This is a genomic window from Streptomyces sp. NRRL S-31, from assembly GCF_000718775.1.
Lineage (GTDB): Bacteria > Actinomycetota > Actinomycetes > Streptomycetales > Streptomycetaceae > Streptomyces.
This window is the reverse complement of sequence record NZ_JOCB01000060.1, coordinates 24,257-48,881: the sequence shown is the minus strand read 5'-3', so window position 1 is coordinate 48,881 and position 24,625 is coordinate 24,257. Positions and strand designations below refer to the sequence as shown.

23 protein-coding genes and 1 pseudogene are annotated in these 24,625 nt (G+C 72.9%); 17 read left to right on the top strand and 7 right to left on the bottom strand.

Annotation, left to right across the window (positions count from 1 at the left end; genetic code table 11):
* Window positions 1–111 precede the first annotated feature (111 nt).
* The 9 genes and pseudogenes from IF37_RS0123150 (at window position 112) to IF37_RS0123115 (ending at window position 7,437) form a co-directional block, all read left to right on the top strand.
* On the top strand, window positions 112–756 hold the full coding sequence (locus tag IF37_RS0123150) for an HAD family phosphatase (RefSeq protein WP_030745607.1): 645 nt from the start codon (window positions 112–114) through the stop codon (window positions 754–756).
* Between the two features lie 12 nt (window positions 757–768).
* Window positions 769–1,131 (top strand): annotated as a pseudogene (locus IF37_RS0123145) (VC0807 family protein); the annotation flags it as partial.
* 87 nt (window positions 1,132–1,218) lie between these two features.
* Entirely contained in the window at window positions 1,219–2,436 is a 1,218-nt protein-coding gene (locus tag IF37_RS0123140; RefSeq protein ID WP_030745601.1) for an MFS transporter, read from the top strand.
* Window positions 2,387–3,559, top strand: a complete 1,173-nt coding sequence (locus tag IF37_RS0123135; protein WP_030745598.1) for an acetoin utilization protein AcuC — start codon at window positions 2,387–2,389, stop codon at window positions 3,557–3,559. Before IF37_RS0123140 ends, IF37_RS0123135 begins: the two co-directional genes overlap by 50 nt.
* 116 nt (window positions 3,560–3,675) lie before the next feature.
* Window positions 3,676–4,494, top strand: a complete 819-nt coding sequence (locus tag IF37_RS0123130; RefSeq protein WP_030745595.1) for a phosphatase — start codon at window positions 3,676–3,678, stop codon at window positions 4,492–4,494.
* 128 nt (window positions 4,495–4,622) lie between these two features.
* The gene (locus IF37_RS0123125) at window positions 4,623–4,835 is read left to right on the top strand and encodes a helix-turn-helix domain-containing protein (protein WP_158727370.1); all 213 of its coding nucleotides are present in this window, start codon (window positions 4,623–4,625) and stop codon (window positions 4,833–4,835) included.
* A gap of 134 nt (window positions 4,836–4,969) precedes the next feature.
* The gene (locus tag IF37_RS42360) at window positions 4,970–5,068 is read left to right on the top strand and encodes an AURKAIP1/COX24 domain-containing protein (RefSeq protein WP_003948845.1); all 99 of its coding nucleotides are present in this window, start codon (window positions 4,970–4,972) and stop codon (window positions 5,066–5,068) included.
* 228 nt (window positions 5,069–5,296) lie between these two features.
* Window positions 5,297–6,358 carry an NAD-dependent epimerase/dehydratase family protein gene (locus IF37_RS0123120; RefSeq protein WP_030745589.1) on the top strand — a complete coding sequence of 354 codons (1,062 nt, stop codon included), beginning with the start codon at window positions 5,297–5,299 and terminating at the stop codon, window positions 6,356–6,358.
* Between the two features lie 14 nt (window positions 6,359–6,372).
* Window positions 6,373–7,437, top strand: coding sequence for a lysophospholipid acyltransferase family protein (locus tag IF37_RS0123115; RefSeq protein ID WP_030745586.1), 1,065 nt, complete (start codon window positions 6,373–6,375; stop codon window positions 7,435–7,437).
* Between the two features lie 83 nt (window positions 7,438–7,520).
* Here IF37_RS0123115 and IF37_RS0123110 read toward each other — a convergent pair whose 3' ends face one another.
* The 3 genes from IF37_RS0123110 to IF37_RS0123095 form a co-directional block, all read right to left on the bottom strand.
* A complete protein-coding gene (locus IF37_RS0123110) occupies window positions 7,521–8,756 on the bottom strand; it encodes a DUF5667 domain-containing protein (RefSeq protein WP_030745583.1) in 1,236 nt (411 codons plus the stop codon).
* A 235-nt stretch (window positions 8,757–8,991) separates the two neighbouring features.
* On the bottom strand, window positions 8,992–9,771 hold the full coding sequence (locus IF37_RS0123105) for an ECF subfamily RNA polymerase sigma factor, BldN family (RefSeq protein WP_030745580.1): 780 nt from the start codon (window positions 9,769–9,771) through the stop codon (window positions 8,992–8,994).
* Between the two features lie 300 nt (window positions 9,772–10,071).
* A complete protein-coding gene (locus IF37_RS0123095) occupies window positions 10,072–10,992 on the bottom strand; it encodes an HAD family phosphatase (protein ID WP_079165835.1) in 921 nt (306 codons plus the stop codon).
* A 126-nt stretch (window positions 10,993–11,118) separates the two neighbouring features.
* Here IF37_RS0123095 and IF37_RS0123090 point away from each other — a divergent pair, with 126 nt between their 5' ends.
* The 6 genes from IF37_RS0123090 to hemB all read left to right on the top strand — a co-directional run bounded on the left by IF37_RS0123090 (window position 11,119) and on the right by hemB (window position 17,999).
* Window positions 11,119–11,391 (top strand): glutaredoxin family protein, encoded by a 273-nt coding sequence (locus IF37_RS0123090; RefSeq protein ID WP_030745575.1) that lies wholly within the window; start codon window positions 11,119–11,121, stop codon window positions 11,389–11,391.
* A gap of 281 nt (window positions 11,392–11,672) precedes the next feature.
* Complete coding sequence (locus IF37_RS0123085) at window positions 11,673–12,449, top strand: redox-sensing transcriptional repressor Rex (protein WP_030745572.1); 777 nt, start codon at window positions 11,673–11,675, stop codon at window positions 12,447–12,449.
* A complete protein-coding gene (locus IF37_RS0123080; protein WP_030745570.1) occupies window positions 12,446–14,146 on the top strand; it encodes a glutamyl-tRNA reductase in 1,701 nt (566 codons plus the stop codon). Before IF37_RS0123085 ends, IF37_RS0123080 begins: the two co-directional genes overlap by 4 nt.
* On the top strand, window positions 14,139–15,113 hold the full coding sequence (gene hemC, locus IF37_RS0123075; RefSeq protein ID WP_030745568.1) for a hydroxymethylbilane synthase: 975 nt from the start codon (window positions 14,139–14,141) through the stop codon (window positions 15,111–15,113). Before IF37_RS0123080 ends, hemC begins: the two co-directional genes overlap by 8 nt.
* Window positions 15,110–16,822 carry a uroporphyrinogen-III synthase gene (locus IF37_RS0123070; protein WP_030745565.1) on the top strand — a complete coding sequence of 571 codons (1,713 nt, stop codon included), beginning with the start codon at window positions 15,110–15,112 and terminating at the stop codon, window positions 16,820–16,822. Before hemC ends, IF37_RS0123070 begins: the two co-directional genes overlap by 4 nt.
* Before the next feature lie 184 nt (window positions 16,823–17,006).
* Window positions 17,007–17,999, top strand: a complete 993-nt coding sequence (hemB, locus tag IF37_RS0123065) for a porphobilinogen synthase (RefSeq protein ID WP_030745562.1) — start codon at window positions 17,007–17,009, stop codon at window positions 17,997–17,999.
* A gap of 5 nt (window positions 18,000–18,004) precedes the next feature.
* Here the strand turns inward: hemB and IF37_RS0123060 are convergent, their stop codons facing one another.
* On the bottom strand, window positions 18,005–18,742 hold the full coding sequence (locus IF37_RS0123060; protein WP_037856919.1) for a DUF4232 domain-containing protein: 738 nt from the start codon (window positions 18,740–18,742) through the stop codon (window positions 18,005–18,007).
* A 202-nt stretch (window positions 18,743–18,944) separates the two neighbouring features.
* On the opposite strand from IF37_RS0123060, the gene IF37_RS0123055 reads away from it, so the two are divergent.
* The gene (locus tag IF37_RS0123055; RefSeq protein ID WP_030745556.1) at window positions 18,945–20,315 is read left to right on the top strand and encodes a helix-turn-helix transcriptional regulator; all 1,371 of its coding nucleotides are present in this window, start codon (window positions 18,945–18,947) and stop codon (window positions 20,313–20,315) included.
* A gap of 22 nt (window positions 20,316–20,337) precedes the next feature.
* On the opposite strand, the gene IF37_RS0123050 is transcribed toward IF37_RS0123055, so the two are convergent.
* Entirely contained in the window at window positions 20,338–21,168 is an 831-nt protein-coding gene (locus IF37_RS0123050) for a DUF4253 domain-containing protein (RefSeq protein WP_030745554.1), read from the bottom strand.
* A gap of 70 nt (window positions 21,169–21,238) precedes the next feature.
* Window positions 21,239–21,670 (bottom strand): VOC family protein, encoded by a 432-nt coding sequence (locus IF37_RS0123045; RefSeq protein WP_030745552.1) that lies wholly within the window; start codon window positions 21,668–21,670, stop codon window positions 21,239–21,241.
* A gap of 72 nt (window positions 21,671–21,742) precedes the next feature.
* On the opposite strand from IF37_RS0123045, the gene IF37_RS0123040 reads away from it, so the two are divergent.
* Window positions 21,743–22,723, top strand: a complete 981-nt coding sequence (locus IF37_RS0123040) for a YafY family protein (protein WP_030745549.1) — start codon at window positions 21,743–21,745, stop codon at window positions 22,721–22,723.
* 61 nt (window positions 22,724–22,784) lie between these two features.
* Here IF37_RS0123040 and argS read toward each other — a convergent pair whose 3' ends face one another.
* Window positions 22,785–24,569 (bottom strand): arginine--tRNA ligase, encoded by a 1,785-nt coding sequence (gene argS, locus IF37_RS0123035; RefSeq protein WP_030745546.1) that lies wholly within the window; start codon window positions 24,567–24,569, stop codon window positions 22,785–22,787.
* Between the last annotated feature and the right edge of the window lie 56 nt (window positions 24,570–24,625).

The following is a 24,625-nucleotide window of genomic DNA, read 5'->3' as shown; positions in this document are numbered from 1 at the left end:
CGATGGTACTGCAGGGGGGACCCTGTGGGAGAGTAGGACGCCGCCGAACAATTTTTGGGAAAACCCCCGCATCATTTCGATGCGGGGGTTTTCTGCGTTTAGGCTCCTGCCATGCGCTATGACCTCGTGATATTCGACAACGATGGTGTCCTCGTGGACAGCGAGCCCATATCCAACCGGCTCCTGGCCGCCCAGCTCACCGAGCTGGGCCACCCGACCACCTACGAGGAATCGATCCGGGACTACATGGGGTCGGCGATGCACCGTGTCCACGAACTGGTCCTGGAGCGGACGGGACAGCGGCTGCCGGACGACTTCGACGACGTCTTCCACGCCCGGGTGTTCGCCGCCTTCGAGCGGGAGTTGCGGCCCGTGCCCGGCGTGACCGAGGTGCTGGAGCGGCTGGCCGCGGACGGAGTGCCGTACTGTGTGGCCTCCTCCGGCAGCCATGCGCGCATCCGCGTGGGCCACCGCACGACCGGGCTCGACCGGTGGTTCGGCCAGGACCGCGTCTTCAGCTCGGAGGACGTGGGGCGGGGGAAGCCGGCGCCGGACCTGTTCCTCCACGCGGCCGAACGGATGGGGGTGGCACCCGGGCGGTGCGCGGTCGTGGAGGACTCCCCCCTCGGCGTACGGGCCGCCGTCGCGGCCGGGATGGACGTGTACGGGTACACCGCGATGGCGCCCGCGGCGAAGCTCGCGGAGGCCAATCAACTCTTCCCCGCCATGGCGGACTTGCTCGACCTGCTGAAATGACCCCGGTCGGCCTTCAAGGACGCCCTCGGGACGAGCACCTTCGCCGCGTTTGCCTGGAGCAGCGTCGTACCGGCGGGGCGGACCGTGTGGGGTCTGGTCAGGAAGGGCAGGGCCAACGGGCTGGCCGCTCTGATCCTCACCGTCAACGTCGTCTCGCTGCTGCTGGGCCTCGTCTCCGGTGACCCGCGGCTGATGCTCGCCAAGGACAGCGCGGTCAGCAGCACGGTGGCCCTCGGCATCCTGGTCTCCGTCCGGCTGGGGAAGCCGATGATGACCGAGGGCATGAAACCCTTCCTGGTCAAGGGCGATCGGGCCACGGAGACGGAGACGGAGGCCGGCCGGGTCGAGCGGCCGGCGTCGGCGCTCGCCGCCTGACCGGGGACACCCGCCCGGCGAAGCTGACGGCAATTCATCTTTGGCCGGATCTACCCACGGGTAGCCCGGGGCCCTACTCTCGCCGCCATGACTGATGTGCTGCGGCGCGGCAGGGCTTCGCTGGCGTTCGGTTTCTTCGCCCAGGGCGTCACCTTCGCCCTGCTCGTGACGCGCATCCCGGCCGTCCAGGAGCGGTACGGCGTCTCCGACGCGCTGCTCCCGGTCTTCCTGGCCGCCGTACCGGTCCTCGCGGGAGTCGGCAGCGTCTCCACCGAGCACCTGGTGAAACGGGTACGGCCCAGCCGGCTGCTGCGCTGGTCCCAGCCGGTGGTGCTGCTGGCGCTGCTCGGGGTCGGGGCGGGCGGCGCCGGGCAGGTGGCCGCGCTGGCGGTGGCGCTCGGCGTCTTCGGCCTGGCGGTCGGGGCGCTGGACGCGTCCATGAACATGCTCGGGGTCAGTCTCCAGCGGTCGTACCGGCGCAGCATCATGCTCGGCTTCCACGCCGTCTACAGCCTCGGCGGGATCGTGGGCGCCTCGCTGGCCTGGGCCGGGGCGCACTGGCACCTCGCGCTGTGGGTGTCGTACCTGCCGGTGGTGGCCGTGCTGCTGCCGGCGACGCTGGTGGGCAGCCGGTGGTACGCCGACGGCGAGCCGGCGCCGGTGGCGGAGGCGGACGGGCGGCGCGGGACCGTGGTCTTCCGGCTGCTGCTGCCGCTGTGCCTGGTGATGACCTTCGCCTACATCGGGGACTCGACCGTCTCCAACTGGAGCGCGAAGTACCTGAAGGACGTGCTGGGCGGCTCGGAGCAGCTGGCGACCGTGCCGTACAACGTGTACATGGTGACCACGCTGGCGGGGCGGGCCGTCGGGGACCTCGGGGTGCGGCGGTTCGGGGCGGCCGCGGTCGTACGGTTCGGGGCGCTGGTGGCGGCGGGCGGGTTCGCGGTGGTGGCGGCGGCGCCCGGCGCGTGGGCCGGGATGCTCGGGTTCACCCTGCTGGGGCTGGGACTGTGCGTGCTGGTGCCGCAGACCTTCGCGGCGGCCGGGCGGCTGTTCCCCGACGCCTCGGACGCGGCGGTCGCGCGGCTGAACATCTTCAACTACGTGGGTTTCCTGGTCGGTTCCCCGCTGGTGGGCGCCCTGGGCGACGCCTGGAGCTACCGGGGCGCCATGCTCGTGCCGATGGTGTTGGTCCTGGTGACACCGGGGTACGCCAGGTCGTTCGCGGCTCAACCGGACCGATACGGTGGCGGGCATGAGCGGCCGCGCACAGCTGATGTGGGACGAGGCAGTAACGGGCTATGACTTCGGTCCGAGCCATCCGATGGATCCGGTCCGGCTGGAGCTGACCCGCGGGCTGGTCGGCGCCCTCGGGCTCGACCGGGAGCTGGCGGTCGTCGCGGCCAAACCGGCCGGGGAGTCGACGCTCCGACTGGTCCACCGGGAGGACTACATCGACGCCGTGAAGGCCGCGTCCGCAGATCCGGCGGGGGCCGACGGGTCGTACGGGCTCGGTACCGTCGACGACCCGGCGTTCGCCGGGATGCACGAGGTGTCCGCGCTGATCGCCGGGCAGTCGGTGGGCGCGGCCGAGGCGGTGTGGCGGGGGGACGTCGAGCATGCCGTGAACTTCGCGGGCGGGCTGCACCACGCCATGCCGGGCGGGGCGTCGGGGTTCTGCGTCTACAACGACGCGGCGCTCGCCATCGCGCGGCTGCTGGAGCTGGGGGCCGAGCGGGTCGCGTACGTGGACGTCGACGTGCACCACGGGGACGGGGTGCAGGCGGCGTTCTGGGAGGACCCGCGGGTGCTGACGATCTCGCTGCACGAGCATCCCCGGACGCTGTTCCCGCAGAGCGGGTGGCCGCAGGAGACGGGCGCCGGCGCGGGGGAGGGCGCCGCGGTGAACGTGGCGCTGCCGGCCGGGACCGGGGACACGGGCTGGGTGCGGGCGTTCCACGCCGTGGTGCCCGAACTCGTCGCCGCGTTCCGGCCGCAGGTGATCGTGTCCCAGCACGGGGCGGACACGCACTTCGAGGACCCGCTGGCGCACCTGGCGGTCTCGTTGGACGCGCAGCGGGCGGTGCAGATGGCCTGTCACGAGCTGGCGCACGAGCACGCGGGCGGGAAGTGGGTCGCGCTGGGCGGGGGCGGGTACGCGGTCGTCGACGTCGTGCCGCGGTCGTGGACGCACCTGGTGGGGATCGCGGCGGGCAGGCCGGTGGCCCCTGAGACGGTGATCCCCGAGGGGTGGCGGCGGGAAGTGTTCGCGCGGACGCGGCAGTTGGGTCCGCAGCGGATGACGGACGGGCGGTGGCCGGTGGGGTACGGGGAGTGGGAGGCGGGGTACGACCCGGCCGACCGCGTGGACCAGGCCGTACTGGCCACCCGGCGGGCGGTGTTCCCGCTGCGCGGGCTGCTGCCCTAGGTCCCGCCGCCCTGGCGGCCTGGGGCCTGTGGGCCGATGGGGCCCGTTAGGCCGACCGTGCGGGATTCCGCCGGTTTCCGCCCCGGGTCCGGCCCGGATGGGCCACCATCGCACCCGTGTCGTCGTCCCCCGCCCGGCTCCGCGCCCATCTGCTGGCCGTCCGGCTGGCCGGGGTGGTGGCGACCCCGCGGGAGGAGAGCCTGCGGCGCTACCGGGCGTTCGCCGCGCGCGATCCGCGCGTGCTGATCGGGATCGATCCGGAGGGTGTCTGGGGGGTCCGGGAGCTGCTCGCGCTGATGGCGGAGAAGTGCGGGGTCTCGGCCGATCCCCGGTACACGTCCGGTCCGGACGTGATCGATCCGGAGCGTACGCTGGCCGCGTTGGACGCCTTCGCCGGTCGCGTCCGGGAGGCGGCCCGGCGCGGCGCGCCCGTGCTGTTCGGCACCGGGCACCCGCGGCGGCTGCTCGGGTTCTACGGCGGTCTGGCGGACGCGATGTCGGCGGCGGGATGTGAGGTCCTCACCCCGGCGCAGGGTCGCTGTGTCGACATATTGACCCGGTTCGGTCTACGTACCCACCGCCTCGACTACGTACGAGGGGTTGCCCTGGTGCGGGAACCGGGGAGCGAGCGCCCCGGTTGTGAGCCGGGGGCCCACAGCCACTCACCGCTCCCGGTTCGGGTCGCGCTGGAGGCCGCGGCCGAGGCCGGCGGGCCGCTGCCCGAGCTGGTCATCGGAGATCACGGCTGGGTCTGCGGTGCTGGTCAGCTGGGGTTCGAGGCCATCGGTCTGGCCGACACCGACGACCCCGCGCCGTTCGTGGGGGAGGCCGAGGGGCGGGTGTCCGTCGTCGTTCCGGTTGACGACGGGGCGCGGTCTAGTCACTACCTGCCGCTGATCCGCTACGTGCTCAATCGGGCGTGTCTGTCACAGTAGGCCGCCGATGGTGCACCTCTTCCCCACTCGCATCACCCGCCCCTAGTCTGGGGAGTGAGCACGCAACGACGAAGAGTCACCGGAAGGGGAAGCCGGTGGCCGTCGAGTGCGGAAGGTTCAGGTGTGTCATGGGTGCAGCTGGCGAGAGGCCTCTGAACGAGGTTCAGTTCCTTACCGTGGCGGAGGTCGCCTCGGTGATGCGAGTGTCGAAGATGACCGTGTACCGCCTGGTGCACAGCGGTCATCTGCCCGCGATCCGGGTGGGGCGGTCCTTCCGCGTCCCGGAGCAAGCGGTACACGAGTACCTCCGCGACAGCTATGTGGGGGTGGAGACGGCCTGACGGCAGCCCCCGGTGACCCGGGGGCGCCCCTCGATTACGACCTCGGCGCTCGGTTGGGTAGGCTAGGCCCTCGTAGGTCGTGTGGGCCCATGGCGCCCAAACAACCGAGTGATGAGAAGTGAGCGAGGGTAGTCGTGGGCTCTGTTATCAAGAAGCGGCGCAAGCGGATGGCCAAGAAGAAGCACCGCAAGCTGCTCAAGCGCACGCGCGTTCAGCGCCGTAACAAGAAGTAAGGCGCCGCGAGAGCGTGCGACCTGTGGCCCCCCACCAGCACTGGTGGGGGGCCACAGGCGTGTCCGGCGGGGCCCGGCTCGTTCCGATGACGGTTCCGGCGCGCGTTCCGATGGAGCAAATTCCATCGGTTCGTGCATCCGTGGACCTCACAGCGCGACGTCGACCGGCTAGGTTGGCCGCACACGGGGAACGCGGGATACCGGTTACGCGGAAGGAGGGCGCTGGTCTTGGGGAAGGTCGTGCTCGTCACCGGAGTGGCCCGGCAGCTGGGCGGCCGGTTCGTGCGACGGATCCAGCGTGACCCGGAGGTCGACCGGGTGATCGCCGTGGACGCGGTGCCGCCGGCCCACCACCTGGGCGGGGCGGACTTCGTCCAGGCCGACATCCGGCAGCCGACCATCGCCCGGGTGCTGGCCGAGACGGGCGCCGACACGGTCGTCCACATGGACGTGACGGGCACGGCGCTGGGCGGCGGCAGCCGGGCCACGGTCAAGGAGACCAACGTCATCGGCACCATGCAGCTGCTCGGCGCCTGCCAGAAGTCGCCGTCCGTGCGGCGGCTGGTGGTGAAGTCCAGCACCAACGTCTACGGCTCCGCGCCGCGCGATCCCGCGGTGTTCACCGAGACCACCGCGGCCAAGTCGCTGCCCAGCGGCGGCTTCGCGAAGGACATCGTCGAGGTGGAGGGCTATGTGCGCGGCTTCGCGCGGCGGCGCCCGGACGTCGCCGTGTGCGTGCTGCGGTTCGCCAACATCCTCGGGCCGGCCGCGGACACACCGCTCGCGTCGTACTTCGCGCTGCCCGTCCTGCCGACCGTGTTCGGCTACGATCCGCGGCTCCAGTTCGTGCACGAGGACGATGTGATCGAGGTGCTGCGGATCGCCTCGCACGAGCCGCGCCGGGGGACCCTCAACAGCGGCACCTTCAACATCGCCGGGGACGGCGTGCTGCTGCTCTCGCAGTGCTCCCGGCGGCTCGGGCGGCCCACGGTGCCGCTGCCGCTGCCCGCGGTCACCTGGGCCGGTTCCCTGGTGCGGACGCTCGGCATGACGGACTTCTCCCCGGAGCAGATCCGGCTGCTCACCCACGGGCGGGTGGTGGACACCGTCCAGATGCGCGAGACGCTGGGGTTCACGCCCCGCCACACGACGGCCGGGACCTTCGCGGACTTCGCGCGCGGCCAGGGGCCGGGGCTGCTGCCGCCGGAGGCCCTCGCGGGGGCCGTCGACCGGGTCGCCGCGCTGGCCGCGAGGTCCGACGGCCGGTCCCAGACGCACAGCGCCAACTGAGGAGAGCGGCAACGATGGCGGACGCCAAGGTCATTCCGTTCGACGACGACCGTTCCCGCGGGAGCGCCGCGCAGCGCCAGGCGCGGCGCCGTGGCGGGGACGGCCGGCGCGGTGCGGCCGGGGAGCCGGGCGGGGCCGCCGCGGTGCGGCCCCTGCCGGGCCGGGCGGGGGTGCGGGAGGAGGGGGCTGTGAGCCGCGAGGAGGAGCCGCCGGCGCGGCCGGAGGCCGAGGGGCGCGACGGCGGCCTGGAACGCCGGGTGGCGGCCGGGCTGGCCTTTCTGCGGCGCCGGCTCACCGGGGAGTACGAGGTCGACGACTTCGGCTACGACGAGGAGTTGACCGACCAGGTCCTGATGTCGCTGCTGCGGCCGGTGTACGAGAAGTACTTCCGGGTCGAGGTGAAGGGCGTCGAGAACATCCCGGCCGAGGGCGGGGCGCTGATCGTCGCCAACCACTCCGGGACGCTGCCGCTGGACGGGCTGATGATGCAGGTTGCGGTGCACGACCACCACCCGGCCGGTCGTCATCTGCGCCTGCTCGCCGCCGATCTGGTCTTCGTGCTGCCGGTGGTCAACGAGCTGGCCCGCAAGCTGGGGCACACCCTCGCCTGCGCGGAGGACGCGGAACGGCTGCTGCGCCAGGGCGAGCTGGTCGGGGTGATGCCGGAGGGCTTCAAGGGCATCGGGAAACCCTTCGGCGAGCGCTACAAACTCCAGCGGTTCGGCCGTGGCGGTTTCGTCTCCACGGCGCTGCGCCAGGGCGTGCCGATCGTGCCGTGCTCGATCGTCGGGGCGGAGGAGATCTATCCGATGATCGGCAACGCCAAGACCCTGGCCAGGGTGCTGGGTTTCCCGTACTTCCCGCTGACGCCGACGTTCCCGTGGCTGGGTCCGCTGGGGGCGATCCCGCTGCCCACGAAGTGGACGATCCAGTTCGGCGAGCCGATCCCGACGGACGGTTATCCGCCGGAGGCGGCGGAGGACCCGATGCTGATGTTCAACCTGACCGATCAGGTGCGGGAGCAGATCCAGCACACGCTGTACAAGCTGCTGGTGCAGCGGCGGTCGGTGTTCTTCTGAGGTTTCTCCGGGCCCGCGGGCCCGGAGACGGGGGGCGCCCCTGCTCGGGAAGGGGCGCCCCCCCGTCATGTCCGCCGGACCCGCTAGTCCGTGCCCTGTCCGTCGATGCCCAGGTCCGGGAGGAGGTCGGGCAGGAGCGGCGGGATGGTGACGTCCGGTTGGGGCGTCGGGGACTTGGCGGCGGACGGGGAACTGCCGTCGGAGCCGGTCTTCGGCGGATCGAGCAGGCCGCCGGTGTCGCCGCCGAGGAGGCCCTCGCCGCTGTCGCGGGTGGCCGGTCCGCTCGGCGTGCCGGTGCCGGTGTGCTTGCCGGCGGACGGGGGGCTGCCGGGGGAGCTGGGCGCGGTCGACCGGTGGCTGCCGGAGGAGCCGGTGGACGCCGAGCCGGGGCCGCTCCGGTGCGTGCCGTCGCCGGACCGGGCCGGCGGCTGCGGGAGCAGCGACTGGAGCGGGGCGACCTCTTCGTCTATGGCGTCGAAGACCGAGGACACCTGCTGTTTCACGTCGCCCAGCTGTACGGGCAGTCTGTCGCTGAGCGCGCTCCAGACCTCGCGGTGGGATCTGGAGAAGGCGGACAGCGCCTGGATGGGGCCGAGGGAGTCCGGATCGGCCGCGTAGGCGGCGTGGAGCAGGCGGTGGCCCTCGGTGACGTCGCGCCGCATCCCGGACAGGGTGCGCCGGATTTCGCCGATGGACTCGTGGTCCAGGTGCCCGCCCCGGTCGCGCTCCAGCAGCCGGCGGGTCTCGCTGAGCCGGGTGGATGCCTGGTCCAGATAGGTCTGGCCGCGCTGGTCGTCGCCGTCGGTCAGGTAGTTGAGCTTGAAGTCCTCGATGCCGCGCTTCAGCCCGTACAGCGAGTCGCCGGGCAGGGCGTCGGAGCTGGCGGCGGCGACCCCGCCGAAGGCCCCAGCGGCCACACCGACGCTGAGCCCGCCGGCCGCGAGCCCCTTGGTCAGCCGGGTGCGCGGGCGGAGCTTGCCCAGCGGACCGGCCCGGTGCGCGCCCCCGGTCCGGGGGGAGCGCTGTTCCGGTACCGACACGTCCGTCGCCCCGGTCCCCTCCTGGAGCATGGCCTCCATCGCGGCCACCAGCTGGGCCCGTTGGACGACCTTGACCTCCGGGTCGAGCTGCGGCTTGGGCAGCGCACCGAGACCCGCCGCCAACGTCAGCAGCTCGCCCTGCCCGGCGGGTTCCTCGGTGGTCGGCGGTGACCCCGCCGGACTGTCGGACTGCTCGGCCGCCGGGTCCCGGTCGGACTGCTCCTCCAGGGCCTGGGCGAAGGCGTTCGCCCGCCGGTGCGCCGATACGTTCGCGATCACTGGCGGCACCTCCTCTCGTCATGACGGTCGACTCCCCAGGGGGTCCTGAGGGTTGCACGCCCGCGACCGCTTCCCCACGATCGGGTGATCGGGGCGGCCGGGACGTGACCACAGGGAGCCTGTATCCCGCACAACGACTGGCGCGGCACTTGGGTTACGGACGGCGGACGACCGGATCAGAAAAGCAACAGGCTTTCACCGAGCGTGAGTTGGGTGTCGCCCACCGTCGCCGTGCTCAGCGGGCGTCGTCCGGCAGCAGCCGCGCGAGCGTGCGTACGGCACGGTACTGGAGGGTCTTGATGGCACCCTCGTTCTTGCCCATCACCCGGGCGGTCTCGGCGACCGAGAGGCCCTGGAGGAAGCGGAGCGTCACGCACTCCTGCTGCTGCGGGTTGAGCCGTCGTACGGCGTCGAGCAGGGCGGCGTTCGACAGGGACTCCAGGACGGAGTCCTCCGGGGAGCGCTCGACCTCGTTGGCGTCGAGCATCTCGCCGGTGGTGACCTCCAGCCGGAACCGGCTGGACTTGAAGTGGTCGGCGACGAGGTTGCGGGCGATGGTGACCAGCCAGGCGCCGAAGTCCCGGCCCTGCCAGGTGAAGGTGCCGATCCTTCTGAGCGCCCGCAGGAAGGTCTCGCTGGTCAGGTCCTCGGCGGTGGCCCGGCCGCCCACGCGGTAGTAGATGTACCGGTACACGGTGTCGCTGTACTGGTCGTAGAGCCGTCCGAAGGCCTCGGCCTCCCCGGCCTGGGCGCGTTCGACCAGGTCCATCATCCGGGCGCTGTCGCTGTCGGCGGCCGGACGGCGTGCGGTGGTGGGCCCGGCCGCGCGACCGCGTCTGCCGACCGCGGCGCTGCGCTCGGCCAGTGCGTAGCACGGGCCCGCGGGCGCGGCGGCGGCGAAGGCGGGGACGGCGTACGCGGTCGGGACGAGGCCGCGCAGCGTCTCTTTGACCGTTGCGACTGTTGCGCGCAGCGTAGCCAGGCCCGAGGCGTCAACCCCGACGTGTGGGTACACGGGACTCCCAGAGGCAGAGCTTCCATCACGTGCAGTGCGGGACCTCTCACCCGTCGTAGCGACGGTGGGGTACCGGTTTGCGTCTGAGGAGAATAACGCTTCGTGCAGGCTCTGCTACACCGAGTTGCTCAAATCATCGATTGCGTCGTATCTGTAACCGTTTGAGGGCGGTTCTGGTTTCGCAAGGTGATCGATGGCTGACCGGAAAAGGGCGTGTTTCGGCGAACTGGGGGGCGTGTTGAAGAGGGTGATGTACACGCGCCCGTTCAAGGGCGCCGCGGACGGCCGGCGCGGCGGCGCCTAGCGCCGCCGTCGGCTCAGGGCGATCGCCGCCGCGGTGCCGCCGGCCACCGCGCCGACGCCCGCCGCCGCCGGGATGCCGACCTTCGCGGCCTTGCGGCCCGTGCGGTAGTCGCGCAGGCGCCAGTCCTGCTCGCGGGCGTGCCGGCGCAGTTTGGCGTCGGGGTTGATGGCGTAGGGGTGGCCGACCAGCGAGAGCATCGGGATGTCGTTGTGGCTGTCGCTGTAGGCGGCGCAGCGGGACAGGTCCAGCCCCTCCGCCGCGGCCAGCGCGCGGACCGCCTCGGCCTTGGCCGGGCCGTGCAGCGGTTCGCCGACCAGTTTGCCGGTGTAGACGCCGTCCACCGACTCGGCCACCGTGCCGAGGGCGCCGGTCAGGCCGAGCCTGCGCGCGATCACCTGGGCGATCTCCACCGGGGCGGCGGTGACCAGCCAGACCTTCTGGCCGGCGTCCAGGTGGGCCTGGGCGAGGGCGCGGGTGCCGGGCCAGATGCGGTCCGCCATGTACTCGTCGTAGATCTCCTCGCCGATCGTCTCCAGCTCGGCGACCCGGTGGCCCTTGACGATCGACAGCGCCGAGTCGCGGACGTCCTGCATGTGCTCGGGGTCCTCGACGCCGGCCAGCCGGAACCACGCCTGCTGCCAGGCGAACTTGGCCAGGTCGCGGGTCTCGAAGAACTTCCGCTTGTACAGGCCGCGGCCGAAGTGGAAGATGGCGGCGCCCTGCATGACCGTGTTGTCCAGGTCGAAGAAGGCGGCGGCCCGGTCGTCGCCGAGCACCGGGAAGGGCGGTTCCTCCGGTGCGGTGCCCGGGGCCTCCTGCGAGGACTTGCGGGCGGCCTCGGCCGAGGCCTCGCCTGCCAACACGCTCCGCGCCGTGGCGGAGCGCCTACGGGGAGTGAGCCATCGAAGAGCGGCCATGACGCGAGCATAGCCAGTCTGTTCGGTGGTTCCGGAGCCGAGAGGTTGGCACGGTGTGAACTCCGGGTGACGCGGGCGTCGCGACGGCGGTCGGGCGGCGTCCGCGGAGCGCGCGAGAATGGCCGTATGAGTCCCTTCTTCCGACGCAAGGCGGAGCCGCGGGCGCGGCTGGTCACGCTGGTCCGCAAGCCCGGCTGTCACCTGTGCGACGACGCGCAGCTCGTGGTCGAGAGGGTCTGCGGCGACCTCGGCGTGCCGTGGGAGCCGAAGGACATCACCGAGGACCGGGAGCTGCACGACCGCTACTGGGAACAGATCCCGGTCGTACTCGTCGACGGTGAACAGCACACCTTCTGGCGCGTGAACGAGGAGCGACTGCGCCGGGCACTGACCGAGTAGTACAAACCGGCCGGAAAAGTCGCTTAGGATCGATGGTGGTTTTGTCTCGGGGGCGGGATTCGTGAGGAGAGTGTGCGGTTTTGCCCCCAGTAATGAAGGAACGTCGGTGCGTGTGCACCGGTTCCCGCCAGGGGCGTGAAACCGGCGTGACCCCGGTCACTTCTGCCGGGCAAATCGGACACCATCTTTGTGCACGCGTTCACAAAGACATAGCCTGCTGTCGACGGGGCGGTCTGGGGACGTATGACCGCCTACAGCCCCGCTCTACCCGCAGGAGCACCGTGGCAACTGGCCGAACACACCGACCGGCGACCCGTAGCCGAGGGATTCCCGAGGCCACCGTCGCCAGGCTTCCGCTGTACCTCCGAGCCCTGACCGCACTGTCGGAGCGCTCGGTACCCACGGTCTCCTCCGAGGAGCTGGCCGCGGCGGCGGGGGTCAACTCCGCCAAGCTGCGCAAGGACTTCTCCTACCTGGGCTCCTACGGAACGCGCGGTGTCGGCTACGACGTGGAGTACCTCGTCTACCAGATCTCCCGCGAACTCGGCCTGACCCAGGACTGGCCGGTCGTGATCGTCGGCATCGGCAACCTCGGCGCCGCCCTGGCCAACTACGGCGGTTTCGCCTCCCGCGGCTTCCGGGTCGCCGCGCTCATCGACGCCGACCCGGCGATGGCCGGCAAGCCGGTCGCGGGCATCCCGGTCCAGCACACCGACGACCTTGAGAAGATCATCAAGGACAACGGCGTCTCCATCGGCGTGATCGCCACCCCGGCGGGCGCCGCCCAGCAGGTCTGCGACCGGCTCGTGACCGCCGGCGTGACCTCCATCCTGAACTTCGCGCCGACCGTGCTGTCCGTCCCGGACGGCGTCGACGTGCGCAAGGTGGACCTCTCCATCGAGCTCCAGATCCTCGCCTTCCACGAGCAGCGCAAGGCCGGCGAGGAGACCGCCGCGGGCGACGGCGCGCTGCCCGCCGCCACCTCCCGCGGCGCGGCCGCCGACGACTCCGCCGACCAGGGGCCCGACGGGGACGTTCCCGCCGTGATGCCGGCATGAGCCTCCTCGTCGTCGGACTGAGCCACCGCAGTGCCCCGGTCAGCGTCCTGGAGCGGGCCGCGCTGAACGCGGACGCCCAGGCCAAGCTGGTCCAGGACACGGTCGCCGCCGAGCCCGCCACCGAGGCCGCGGTGCTCGCCACCTGCAACCGCATCGAGCTGTACGCCGACGTGGACAAGTTCCACGCCGGTGTCGCCGAGCTGTCCACGCTGCTCGCCCAGCACAGCGGGCTCGGCCTGGACGAACTGACGCCGTACCTCTACGTGCACTACGAGGACCGGGCCGTCCACCACCTGTTCTCGGTGGCCTGCGGTCTGGACTCGATGGTCGTCGGCGAGGGGCAGATCCTCGGCCAGATCAAGGACTCCCTGGCCCGTGCCCAGGAGCTGCACACCGCCGGCAAGTTGCAGAACGACCTGTTCCAGCAGGCCCTGCGGGTGGGCAAGCGCGCGCACTCCGAGACCGGTATCGACCGCGCCGGCCAGTCCCTGGTCACCTTCGGCCTGGAGCAGCTGGCCGCCGGCGCCGACGTACCCGTGTGGGCGAAGGGCAAGAAGGCGCTCGTCATCGGCGCCGGGTCCATGTCGTCCCTGGCCGCCGCGACGCTGGCGCGTGCCGGGGTCGCCGAGGTCGTCGTCGCCAACCGCACCTTCGAGCGCGCCGAGCGGCTGGCCCGCATCCTCGGCGAGGGTGACGACACGGGCGCCGTGACCGCCCGCGCGGTACGCATGGACGCGGTGGCCGACGAGCTGACACGTGCCGACATCGTCGTCTCCTGTACCGGGGCGACGGGTCTGGTGCTCACGGCGGAGGCGGTCGCGCACGCGGTCGAGGGCCGTACCGGCGCCCCCGCCGCCGAGGTCGCCGGCCCCCTCCGGACGGCCGCGCCGGCCGCGCCGGCCAGGACGCCGTCGCCGTCCGCCGGTGCCGACGAGAACTGTCCGCTGGACCTGGCCGCCGCCCAGCCCGGCTTCTCCCTGATGGGCGAGGCCGCCGTGGCCGGCCTGGACGCCGCCGCCCTGGAGCAGCACGCGACCTGGGCCGCGGGCGCCACCGTCGACCGACGGGACCGCCGTACCCCCGAGGCGGACGCCGAGCTGATCACCGCGCTCGCCGCGACCGCCGCCGCCGACGGCCGGATCCCCGAGCGGCGCCGGCCCGAGCCGGCCGCCGAACGCCCGGCGCCCTCCTTCTTCCTCCTCGACCTCGCCATGCCCCGCGACATCGACGCGGCCGTGCACCGGCTGGCCGGGGTCCGCCTGGTGGACATCGAGTCGCTGGCGGAGGCGTCCGCCGACGCCCCGATGGCGAACGACGTGGACCAGGTCCGGCGTATCGTCTCCCAGGAGGTCGCGGCCTTCGGCGCGGCGCAGCGGGCGGCGCACATCACGCCGACCGTGGTCGCGCTGCGCACCATGGCCGCCGACGTCGTCGCCGGTGAGATCGCCCGGCTCGACGGACGCCTGCCCGACCTGGACGAACGCCAGCGCGGCGAGATCCGGCAGGCCGTCCACCGGGTCGTCGACAAGCTGCTGCACGCGCCGACCGTACGGGTCAAGCAGCTCGCGGCCGAGCCCGGCGGCGCCGGGTACGCGGACGCGCTGCGCACCCTGTTCGACCTCGACCCCGAGACGGTCGCCTCCGTCTCCCGGGCCGGGACAGCACGCGGAACGAGAACCGAGGGCCAGCATGAGTGAGAAGGCACTGCGGCTCGGGACCAGGCGGAGCAAGCTCGCCATGGCCCAGTCCGGCCAGGTGGCGGAGGCCGTCCGGCAGGTCACCGGGCGGCCCGTCGAGCTGGTCGAGATCACCACGTACGGCGACACCTCCCGCGAGCACCTCGCGCGGATCGGCGGCACCGGCGTGTTCGTCACGGCGCTGCGCGACGCGCTGGTGCGGGGCGAGGTCGACTTCGCGGTTCACTCGCTGAAGGACCTGCCGACCGCGCAGCCCGAGGAGCTGGTGCTGGCCGCCGTACCGGTGCGCGAGGACCCGCGGGACGTGATCATCGCCCGGGACGCCCTGAAGCTCACCGACCTGGCCGCGTCGTCCGCGAAGGGGACCGCCCGCGTCGGCACCGGCTCGCCGCGCCGCATGGCGCAGCTGAACGCGTACGCCCGCGCCCACGGCCTGGACATCGAGACCGTCCCGATCCGCGGCAACGTCGACACGCGCATCGGGTACGTGCGCGACGGCGAGCTAGATGCCGTCGTGCTGGCCGCCGCCGGACTCAACCGGCTCGGCCGCATCGACGAGGTGACCGACTTCCTGTCGGTCGACACGGTTCTGCCCGCCCCCGGCCAGGGGGCCCTGGCGATCGAGTGTGCCGCGGACCGCGCGGACCTGATCGCGGCGCTCGGCGAGCTCGACGACCCGTTCACCCGGGTCGCCGTCACCGCCGAACGATCACTGCTCGCCGCCCTGGAGGCCGGCTGCTCCGCCCCTGTGGGCGCGCTGGCCGACCTTCTGGCCGACGGGCAGATTGTCAAGGAAATGCGCCTGCGCGGCGTCGTCGGCACGACCGACGGCACCCGCATGGTGCAGCTGTCCACCACTGGTCCCGTGCCCCAGACGCACGACCGGGCGACGGCACTCGGGCGCGAACTCGCCACCGAGATGCTCGCCCAGGGCGCGACCGGTCTGATGGGGGAGCGAGCACATTGAGCCCCACCACCCTTCCTGCCGCCGGTCCGGAACACGGGCACGTCACCTTCCTCGGTGCCGGACCCGGGGATCCGGGACTGCTGACTCTGCGCGCCGTGGAGGCGCTGTCGAACGCGGACGTCCTGGTCGCCGAGCACGAGGTGCTCGACGTGGTCCGGACGCACGCCCGACAGGGCGTCTCCGTCGTGCAGACGGACGCCGATCCCTCCTCGGTCTCGCCGCCGGGCACGGGCACGCCCCAGCTGACGGTCGTTGACGGCACGTCAACACCGGTCGCCGTCCCGGCCGCTGCCCGGGATGCCGCTCATCTTGTCATGGAGGCCGCGCGGGGCGGCAGGCGGGTCGTCCGTGCGGTGTCGGGGGACCCGGGACTGGACACGTGCGCGGCCGAGGAGATGCTCGCCTGTGCCGCCGCCGGGGTGCCCTTCGAGGTCGTCCCCGGTGTCGCGGCGGCGGTCGGCGTGCCCGCGTACGCCGGTGTGCCGCTGCGGGACGCCGACGGCGCGGACGTCCGGTTCGTGGACGCCCGTACCGCCTCCGACCGCTGCTGGACGGAGGTCGGCGCCTCGGACTGCACGGTCGTCGTGTCGACGACCCTGGACGCCGTGGCCCTCGCCGCGGCCGAGCTGGTCTCGGCGGGCCGCAAGCCGGACACCCCGCTGACGGTGACGGTCGCCGGTACGACGACCCGCCAGCGCACCTGGTCGGCGACGCTCGGCACCATCGCGCAGACGCTGAAGCAGGCGAAGGTGCTGCCGTCCCCGGACGGCGGCCGGCCGGTGATAGCCGTGGTCGGTGAGCGTTCCGCCGCCTCCCGGCGCGACCAGCTGTCGTGGTTCGAGTCCAAGCCGCTGTTCGGCTGGAAGGTGCTCGTGCCGCGGACGAAGGAGCAGGCGGCGTCGCTCTCCGACCAGCTGCGGTCCTACGGCGCGGTGCCGCACGAGGTGCCGACGATCGCGGTGGAGCCCCCGCGCACCCCGCAGCAGATGGAGCGCGCGGTCAAGGGGCTGGTCACCGGCCGCTACGAGTGGATCGCCTTCACGTCGGTCAACGCGGTCAAGGCCGTCCGTGAGAAGTTCGAGGAGTACGGTCTGGACGCCCGTGCCTTCGCGGGCATCAAGGTGGCCGCGGTGGGCGAGCAGACGGCCCGCGCGCTGGTCGCCTTCGGCGTGAAGCCGGACCTGGTGCCCAGCGGGGAGCAGTCCGCCGCGGGCCTGCTGGAGGACTGGCCGCCGTACGACCCGGTGTTCGACCCGATCGACCGCGTCTTCCTGCCGCGTGCCGACATCGCCACCGAGACCCTGGTGGCCGGTCTGATCGAGCTGGGCTGGGAGGTGGACGACGTGACCGCCTACCGGACGGTGCGCGCCTCGCCGCCGCCGGCCGAGACCCGGGAGGCGATCAAGGGCGGCGGCTTCGACGCGGTCCTGTTCACCTCGTCCTCCACGGTCCGCAACCTGGTCGGCATCGCGGGCAAGCCGCACAACGTCACGGTGATCGCGTGCATCGGCCCGGCCACGGCGAAGACCGCCGAGGAGCACGGACTGCGGGTGGACGTGATGGCTCCGGAGCCGTCCGTGCACCGGCTGGCGGAGGCGCTGGCCGAGTTCGGCACGAAGCGCAGGACGGCGGCGCTGGAGGCCGGCGACCCGGTGACCCGGCCGAGCGAACGCCGTCCGGGGGCGCGCCGGCGCCGCTCGACGACCTGAGGCACCGGGGGCGCCGACCCCTGGGCCCGCGGCCCGCCCGCCCCCTGCCGGGCCGTCTTCCGGACGGCCGGACAGGGGGTGGGTGGGCCGCGCCGCTTCGCGGCGCCGGGGCCCGGGACGGCGGCCCGGCGGTCCGACACCGCGTCGGCAAAGGCGCGGGCCGGGCGGGCGTAGCGTAGAGGGCATGTCGAAGTACGGATCCTTTCCCGGTACGCGTCCTCGACGGCTGCGCACCACCCCCGTCATGCGCCGCATGGTCGCCGAGACCCGGCTGCACCCCGCCGACTTCATCCTTCCGGCGTTCGTCCGGGAGGGCGTCAGTGAGCCGGTGCCGATCGGGGCGATGCCCGGGGTCGTGCAGCACACCCGGGACAGCCTGAAGAAGGCCGCGCTGGAGGCCGTGGAGGCCGGGGTCTCCGGGATCATGCTGTTCGGCGTGCCGGAGGACGGGAAGAAGGACGCCCAGGGCACTGCCGGCACCGACCCGGACGGGATCCTCCAGGTCGCCCTGCGGGACGTCCGCGCCGAGGTCGGCGACGACCTGCTCGTCATGTCCGACCTGTGCCTGGACGAGTTCACCGACCACGGGCACTGCGGTGTGCTGGACGCCGAGGGCCGCGTCGACAACGACGCCACCCTGGAGCGGTACGCCGAGATGGCGCAGGTGCAGGCCGACGCCGGCGCCCACGTCGTCGGTCCGAGCGGCATGATGGACGGCCAGATCGGCGTCATCCGCGACGCGCTCGACCAGATCGGCCGGGAGGACGTCGCGATCCTCGCCTACACCGTCAAGTACTCCTCCGCCTTCTTCGGCCCCTTCCGCGAGGCCGTCGCCTCCTCCCTCAAGGGCGACCGCAAGACGTACCAGCAGGATCCCGCCAACTGGCGCGAGTCCCTGCGGGAGCTGGAGCTGGACCTCGCCGAGGGTGCCGACATGGTCATGGTCAAGCCGGCCGGCCCCTACCTCGACATCCTCGCCCGGGTCGCGGACGCGGTGGACGTGCCGGTGGCCGCCTACCAGATCTCCGGCGAGTACGCGATGGTCGAGGCCGCCGCCGAGAAGGGCTGGATCGACCGGGACCAGGCGATCCTCGAGACCCTCACCGGCATCAAGCGGGCCGGGGCGCGGAACATCCTCACCTACTGGGCCACCGAGGCGGCCCGGAAGCTCCGCTAGCCGGTTCACCAGCTGCTGATGGCGTCCAGGTCCTGCTGCCAGTACGTCACCTTCAGCGCGCTGTCGTAGAAGACGCCCTTGGCGGGCAGCGCCGGGGTCGCGGAGGGTCCGCCGCTGCTGTTCGGGGTGAGTCCCTGGAAGGCCACGGTCAGCTTCCGGGCGGTCCTGCCGCCGGTGCCGCCGCCGTCGGCGGCCGACAGCAGCACGCCCGCGTACCCCGACTCGCCCGGGGCCAGGGAGACCACGGCCTGCGGCCGGGTGTCCTCGTCGGCCTGCGGCACCCACTGCATCTGGTCGAAGCGCAGGACGGGGTGGTAGGGCAGCTCGCAGGTCTTGCCCCCGGTGTTCCTCACCGTGAGCAGCAGGTGGTTCAGCGGCCGGGTGAGCGGCTGGGCGGTGACGGTGGTGTTCGCGCCGTTGCACAGCACCGTCGAACGGCCGGTGCCGGTGTCCTGGCCGCTCGCGGAGGCGGTGGGCCGGGTGCCGGGCGTGTGGGTACCGGCCGTGGGCGCTCCGTCCGCCGTCTTGTCGGCGGTGTCGTTCCCGGTCCCGGCACCGGTCGTGTCGTCCGGGGCGGCGGTCCCCGTGGGGGTCCCGGACGCGCCCGCCCCCGTCCCGCTCGTCTCCGTCGCCGTCGGCCGGGAGGCGCCCTCGTCCTCGGTGCCCGTCCCGTTGTCGCACGCCGTGAGCGCCAGGGCGGCGACGGCGGTGCCGGTGGCGGCGAGCAGACGAATGTGGCGCATACGCATGGCAAGTCCTCTTTCGGGCTGGGCCGGTTGTCGTGCTTGGATGACCAACAGCCTGTGGGCGGGCCCGTCCCGGTGGCCAGCGCATGCCGGCGATCCGGGACGCTGGAATGCCCATATCGGCTTTGACCTGGGGAAACGACCCTTCCTTGGAATGCCGGGGTGGGACGAGGGGGACGGAGGAACGGTGGCGGAGGGCATGCCCGAGAGCGGTTTCGCCGAGCTGCTGAGGGAGTTGAAGAACCGCTCCGGACACAGCTACGGCGCGCTCGCCAAACGGCTCCACATGAGTACGTCGACACTCCACCGCTACTGCAACGGGGACGCCGTACCGGCCGACTACGCGCCCGTGGAGCGGCTGGCCCGCCTCTGCAAGGCCACGCCCGTGGAGCTGGTGGAACTGCACCGGCGGTGGGTCCTGGCCGACGCGGTGCGGGGGCGGAAGGGGCCGGAGCGGGAGGCGGGGGCGGTGGCCGCCGCGGTGGCGCCGCCGGAACCGGGGGCGGCGCCGCGGGAGGAGCCGAAGCCGGTGTCACAGCCGGAGCCGGTGTCCGTGGGCGGCTCACACCCGGACCCGGACCCGGACCCGGTGCCGGTGCTGGAGCCGAAGTCGGAGCCGGAGTCGGAGGCGAAGCCGTCGGCCGGGGTGGGGCGGCGGCGCCGTACCGCCCTCCTCGCCGCCCTCACCGTCACCGCGCTGCTCGGCGGCGTCGCGGTCGCCCTGAACCTGTCCTCCGGGGACGGGGAACAGGACGGCAAGGCGGCCCCGGCGGCCGTGGCGACCTCGGACGCCTCCCGGACCGCCGCACCGCACCGCATGCCGTCCACGCCGACGTCCGGCAGCCCGGCACCGCACCGGTCCGCCACCCGCTCGGCCTCGCCCCCCGCCAAGACCCCCGACGCCGCCGCGGGCGGCACCGGCGAGCCGGCCGCCTCCGCGACCGGGCGGGCGTCCACCGCCCCGCCCCTCACGGTCACGACCCGCCCCTACTCCTGGGTGGACCCCTGCTCCCAGCACTACCTGATCGACCGGCCGCCGACCGGCGTCGCCCCGCCGCCGCTGGAGCAGGACGCGCCCGCCTGGGTGGCGGTGCACCAGGCGGTGTCGGCGGGGGAGCAGTTCGTCACCTTCACCGTGCAGGGCACCGGCAAGGAGACCGTCGTCCTGGAGCGGCTCTCGGTGCGCATGGCGGGCAAGCGGTCCCCGCTCGCCTGGAACGACTACGCCATGGGCTACCCGGGCGTCGGCTGCGGCGGCGGTGTGCCGAGCCGGTCCTTCTCGGTCGCCCTGGACGCGATGCGCCCCGCGCCCGTACCCGCGGCCGGGAGCGCGGACTTCCCGTTCAAGGTGAGCCAGTCCGATCCCGAGGTCTTCTACATCACGGCGGACGCGTCGGCGTACGACGTGAGCTGGTACCTGGAGCTGACCTGGTCCAGCGGGAGCCGGCACGGCACGCTGCTGATCGACGACGCCGGGCGCCCGTTCCGCACCAGCGGCAACAACGGACGGCCGGCGTACGCCTTCCCGCTCGGCGGCGCGAAGTGGAAGCCCGCGTCGGAGACCGGCTGAGCCCGCCCGGGCCCGCCGGCCGTCAGTCCCACCAGAAGGTCCAACTGGTGGCACCGACCAGCTCCTTGGCGTACGCCCGGACGCTTCCCGGCCCGCTCCGGGCGACGGCGTCCGGGCACAGGGCGTAGTGCTCGGCGGCCAGCAGCTCGGCGGCGTCGGCGCTGCCGGGCGGCGCCGCGACGGAGACGACCAGCGTGTCCGGGCCCAGCCCCACGACCCGGGCGCCGAACCGGTCCTCCCAGGACCGCAGCACCGCGCTGACCCTGGCCACGTCGGCCTCGTAGTCCAGCGGGCCGCTCCAGCCGATCGCCGCCGGTATGTCGGCGGAGCGGCGGGCGGGGACCAGTGCCAGGTGCGGTTCCTCCAGCCACTCGGCCCAGGTCTCCCGGTCGTGGTGGAGGGCGTCGGCGACCTGCGCGGCCCGGGTCTCCGGGCCGGCGGCCAGGGTCCCGGCGGGCGCGAGCCCCGGCCATTCGACCCCGAACGGCTCGGTCTCGGTCTCACCGCCGGGCTGCCCGTCGGTCTCCTCCGCCCAGTACTCCGCGAGGACCTCCTCGGCGTCGTGGTCCCCCGGGTACGACGCCTCGCCGGGCAGCAGCACCCAGTCCTCCGGGCCGGCCGGGCAGCCGGCCAGGTCCACCAGCACCGGCAGCAGCCCCGTGCGGGCCGCCGGTGCGCCGAGGGCCTTCCAGGTCCCGGGCGCGGAGGGCTTCTCCGCGTGCCACAGCAGGGGTTCGTGCCAGGGTCCGTCGTCCGTCTCGGTCACCAGCCTGCCGGGCGGCAGTCGCAGCCCCAGGGAACGTCCACTGGGGTCGGTGGCCAGCCGGGGCAGCGGGTTGGGAAGAGTCGCCATGCCGCCGACTGTAACGGCGGCCACTGACAACGTCGTTGACCTCCGCTTTCCCGGCGGACCGGCTCGGGGCTCAGGCCAGCGTCGTGATGCAGAACGGATGCCCGGCCGGGTCCAGCAGGACCCGCCAGCGGTGCGGCTGCGGCTGGGTCTCCGGCTTGGTGGCGCCCTGCTCCAGCAGGTGCTCCTCGGCCGTGTCCAGGTCGTCCACGCCCACCTCGATGTGGGCCTGCTTCTCCTGGGCGGGGTCCGGCCAGGTGGGGCGGCGGTAGTCGGCCAGGCGGTTGAAGCCGAGGCCCGGTGTGCCGTCCGCGCCGCCGAGGAAGACGAAGTCGTCACCGGTGTAGGTGACGTCCAGGCCGAACATCCCGGCGTAGAAGCGGGCGAGGTCCGCGGGGTCGGCGCAGTCGAGGGTGACGCCGACGTAGCGGAACGCGGGCGCGGAAACGGAAGCGGAGGTGTTCTCCGCGGTCGTGTTCTCCGTGGTCGTGTTCTTCGTGGTCATGGGGCGACCGTAGGACGTGATCCGGACAGGTCCGGTCCTGGTTGTGCCCGGCCGGTGTGGAAGACTTCGCGCGTGCTCAGCGCGTCCGCCCGTCTGCTGCGTCTGCTGTCGCTGCTCGCCTCCCGGCCCTCCTGGACCTCGGCAGAGCTGGCCGAGCGCATGGCCGTCACCGACCGCACCGTGCGGCGGGACGTCGCCAGGCTGCGGGAGCTGGGCTACACCGTCGACTCCGACGCCGGTCCCTGGGGCGGTTACCGGCTCCGTGCGGGGGCGCGCGTGCCGCCGCTGATCCTGGACGACGAGGAGGCGCTGGCGGTGGCCGTGGGGCTGCGGGGTGCGGCGCTCGGCGGGGCCCTCGGCGGGGACCAGGCCGCGCTGTCCGCGCTGCTGAAGCTGCGCCAGGTGCTGCCGCCGCGGATCGCCGAGCGGTTGGGGGAGTGGGACGACACCTTCGTCCGGCTGCCCTGGCCCGAGGAGCCGCGGATCCGGCCGGGCATGCTGCTGGAGTTGGCCGCGGCCTGCCGGCGCGGGGAGCGGGTCCGGCTGTCGTACCGCGACGGGCAGGGGCGGAGCACGGTCCGGGACGCCGATCCGTACCGGCTCGTCCACACCGGCCGGCGCTGGTACTTCGTCGCCCGGGACGTGGCCCGGGGGTGGCGGACGTTCCGGGCCGACCGGGTCGAGCGGCTGGTGCCCACCGGGCAGCCGGTGGAGATCACCGACCCGCCGGACCCGGCCCGGTTCGTCTCGCACAACACCGCGAACGGCCCCTACCCGCTGTCCGCGACCGTCCGCCTCCCGCTCCCCCTCCAGGAGGCGCTGCGGCTCGTCCCGCCGACCGTGGGCACCCACCGCGCGGACGGACCCGACGCCACCCTGGTCGAGGTCGGCGGCCCGGACCCGGACGGCCTCGCCCGCTATCTGCTCGGCCTGGCGACGCCGTTGCGGGTGCTGGCGCCGGACTCCGTGCGGCGGGCCCTGGCACGCCGTGCGCGGGAACTCCTCGACAGCCACGCGGGCGGGGCCGGGGAGGAGCCTACCGACCGGGGGTAGGGAACGCCGCGGGCCGGTGCGAGCGGTCTTCCCGCTCGCACCGGCCCCGGGGTGCCGCGGGTCAGAGCTTCTCGGGCGTCCTGATGCCGAGCAGGTCCATGCCCCGGTGCAGGGTGCGGGCCGTGAGGTCCACCAGGAACAGGCGGTTCTCCACGACCTCGGCCGGGTTGTCGGCGGACAGCACCTGGCACTGGTCGTAGAACGTCGTCAGGTGCGAGGCCAGCTGGTACAGGTAGGCGGCCAGCTTGTGCGGCTCGTACCCCGCCGCCACCTCCAGCACTGTCTCCGCGAACCGGTCCAGGTGCAGGCCCAGCGCGCGCTCGGCCGGGGCCAGCTCCAGCTCCGGGTGGGCGGCCGGGCGGGCCTCGCCTGCCTTGCGCAGGATGGACTGGATACGGGCGTAGGCGTACTGGAGGTAGACGGACGTGTCGCCGTTCAGCGAGACCATCTGGTCCAGGTCGAACTTGTAGTCCCGGACCGCGGAGGTGGACAGGTCCGCGTACTTCACGGCGCCGATGCCGACGTGGCGGCCGTTCTCCGTGATCTCCCGCTCGGTCAGGCCCACCTTCTCGGCCTTCTCCCGGACCACGGCCGTGGCCCGCTCGACGGCCTCGTCCAGCAGGTCCTGGAGCTTGACCGTCTCGCCCGCACGCGTCTTGAACGGCTTGCCGTCCGCGCCGAGGACCGTGCCGAAGGCCAGCTGGACGGCGGTCACGTCGTCGTTCAGCCAGCCGGCCCGGCGTGCCGTCTCGAAGACCATCCGGAAGTGCAGGGCCTGCCGGGCGTCGACCACGTAGAGGAGGGTGTTCGCCTTGAGGTTGAAGACGCGGTCGCGGATGGCGGAGAGGTCGGTGGCCGCGTAGCCGTAACCGCCGTCCGACTTCTGCACGATCAGCGGGACCGGGTTGCCGTCCGGGCCCTTGATGTCGTCGAAGAAGACGCACAGCGCGCCCTCGGAGCGGACGGCGACGCCCGACTCCTCCAGCAGGCGGCAGGTCTCGGCCAGCATGTCGTTGTAACCCGACTCGCCGACGATGTCCGGGTCCCGGACCTCCATGTCGAGCTTCTCGAAGACGGAGAAGAAGTAGATCTTCGACTCGTCGACGAACTTCTGCCACATGGCGAGCGTCTTGGGGTCGCCGGCCTGGAGGTCGACGACCCGGCGCCGGGCGCGCGTCTTGAACTCCTCGTCGGAGTCGAACAGCTTCCGCGCGGCCTTGTAGAGGCGGTCGAGGTTCGACATCGCCTCCTCGCCGGAGGACGCGGTGTCCTCGGTGGCCGCCTTGTGGTCCAGCTCGTGCGGGTGCTCCTCCAGGTACTGGATGAGCATGCCGAACTGGGTGCCCCAGTCGCCGATGTGGTGGCGCCGGACCACGCTCTCGCCGGTGAACTCCAGCAGTCGCACCACCGCGTCGCCGATCACCGCCGACCGCAGGTGGCCGACGTGCATCTCCTTGGCCACGTTCGGCTGGGCGTAGTCGATCACCGTGGTGCCCGGGTGCGCGGCGGTCGGCACGCCGAGGCGGCCCGTCTCGTCCGCGTACCGCTCGGCCAGGTTCTGGGTGATCGCCCGGTCCGCGATGCGGATGTTGAGGAAGCCCGGACCGGACACCTCGACGTCCTCGATCAGGTCACCCGTCTCCACCCGGGCGACGACCTGGGTCGCCAGCTCCCGCGGGTTGGCCTTCTCCTTCTTGGCCAGGGCCAGGATGCCGTTGGCCTGGAAGTCGGCCCGGTCGCTTCGTCGCAGCAGCGGGTCCGCGCCGGCGGCCGCCGGCAGGGTGGCCGTGAGGGCGGACGCGAGGTGCTGCTGGACGCTGTCGCTGAGGGACGTGACCGAGGCCATAGGAATGGGTGCCGTTCTCCTCGTGGGGTGGATAGTCCCGGTCAGTATCCCACGGG

Coding starts and splice junctions, on each gene's coding strand:
- IF37_RS0123150 (WP_030745607.1), top strand. CDS start 112: ATGCGCTATGACCTCGTGATATTCGACAACGATGGTGTCCTCGTGGAC.
- IF37_RS0123140 (WP_030745601.1), top strand. CDS start 1,219: ATGACTGATGTGCTGCGGCGCGGCAGGGCTTCGCTGGCGTTCGGTTTC.
- IF37_RS0123135 (WP_030745598.1), top strand. CDS start 2,387: ATGAGCGGCCGCGCACAGCTGATGTGGGACGAGGCAGTAACGGGCTAT.
- IF37_RS0123125 (WP_158727370.1), top strand. CDS start 4,623: ATGGGTGCAGCTGGCGAGAGGCCTCTGAACGAGGTTCAGTTCCTTACC.
- IF37_RS0123115 (WP_030745586.1), top strand. CDS start 6,373: ATGGCGGACGCCAAGGTCATTCCGTTCGACGACGACCGTTCCCGCGGG.
- IF37_RS0123095 (WP_079165835.1), bottom strand. CDS start 10,992: ATGGCCGCTCTTCGATGGCTCACTCCCCGTAGGCGCTCCGCCACGGCG.
- IF37_RS0123090 (WP_030745575.1), top strand. CDS start 11,119: ATGAGTCCCTTCTTCCGACGCAAGGCGGAGCCGCGGGCGCGGCTGGTC.
- IF37_RS0123080 (WP_030745570.1), top strand. CDS start 12,446: ATGAGCCTCCTCGTCGTCGGACTGAGCCACCGCAGTGCCCCGGTCAGC.
- hemC (WP_030745568.1), top strand. CDS start 14,139: ATGAGTGAGAAGGCACTGCGGCTCGGGACCAGGCGGAGCAAGCTCGCC.
- hemB (WP_030745562.1), top strand. CDS start 17,007: ATGTCGAAGTACGGATCCTTTCCCGGTACGCGTCCTCGACGGCTGCGC.
- IF37_RS0123060 (WP_037856919.1), bottom strand. CDS start 18,742: ATGCGCCACATTCGTCTGCTCGCCGCCACCGGCACCGCCGTCGCCGCC.
- IF37_RS0123055 (WP_030745556.1), top strand. CDS start 18,945: ATGCCCGAGAGCGGTTTCGCCGAGCTGCTGAGGGAGTTGAAGAACCGC.
- IF37_RS0123050 (WP_030745554.1), bottom strand. CDS start 21,168: ATGGCGACTCTTCCCAACCCGCTGCCCCGGCTGGCCACCGACCCCAGT.
- IF37_RS0123045 (WP_030745552.1), bottom strand. CDS start 21,670: ATGACCACGAAGAACACGACCACGGAGAACACGACCGCGGAGAACACC.
- argS (WP_030745546.1), bottom strand. CDS start 24,569: ATGGCCTCGGTCACGTCCCTCAGCGACAGCGTCCAGCAGCACCTCGCG.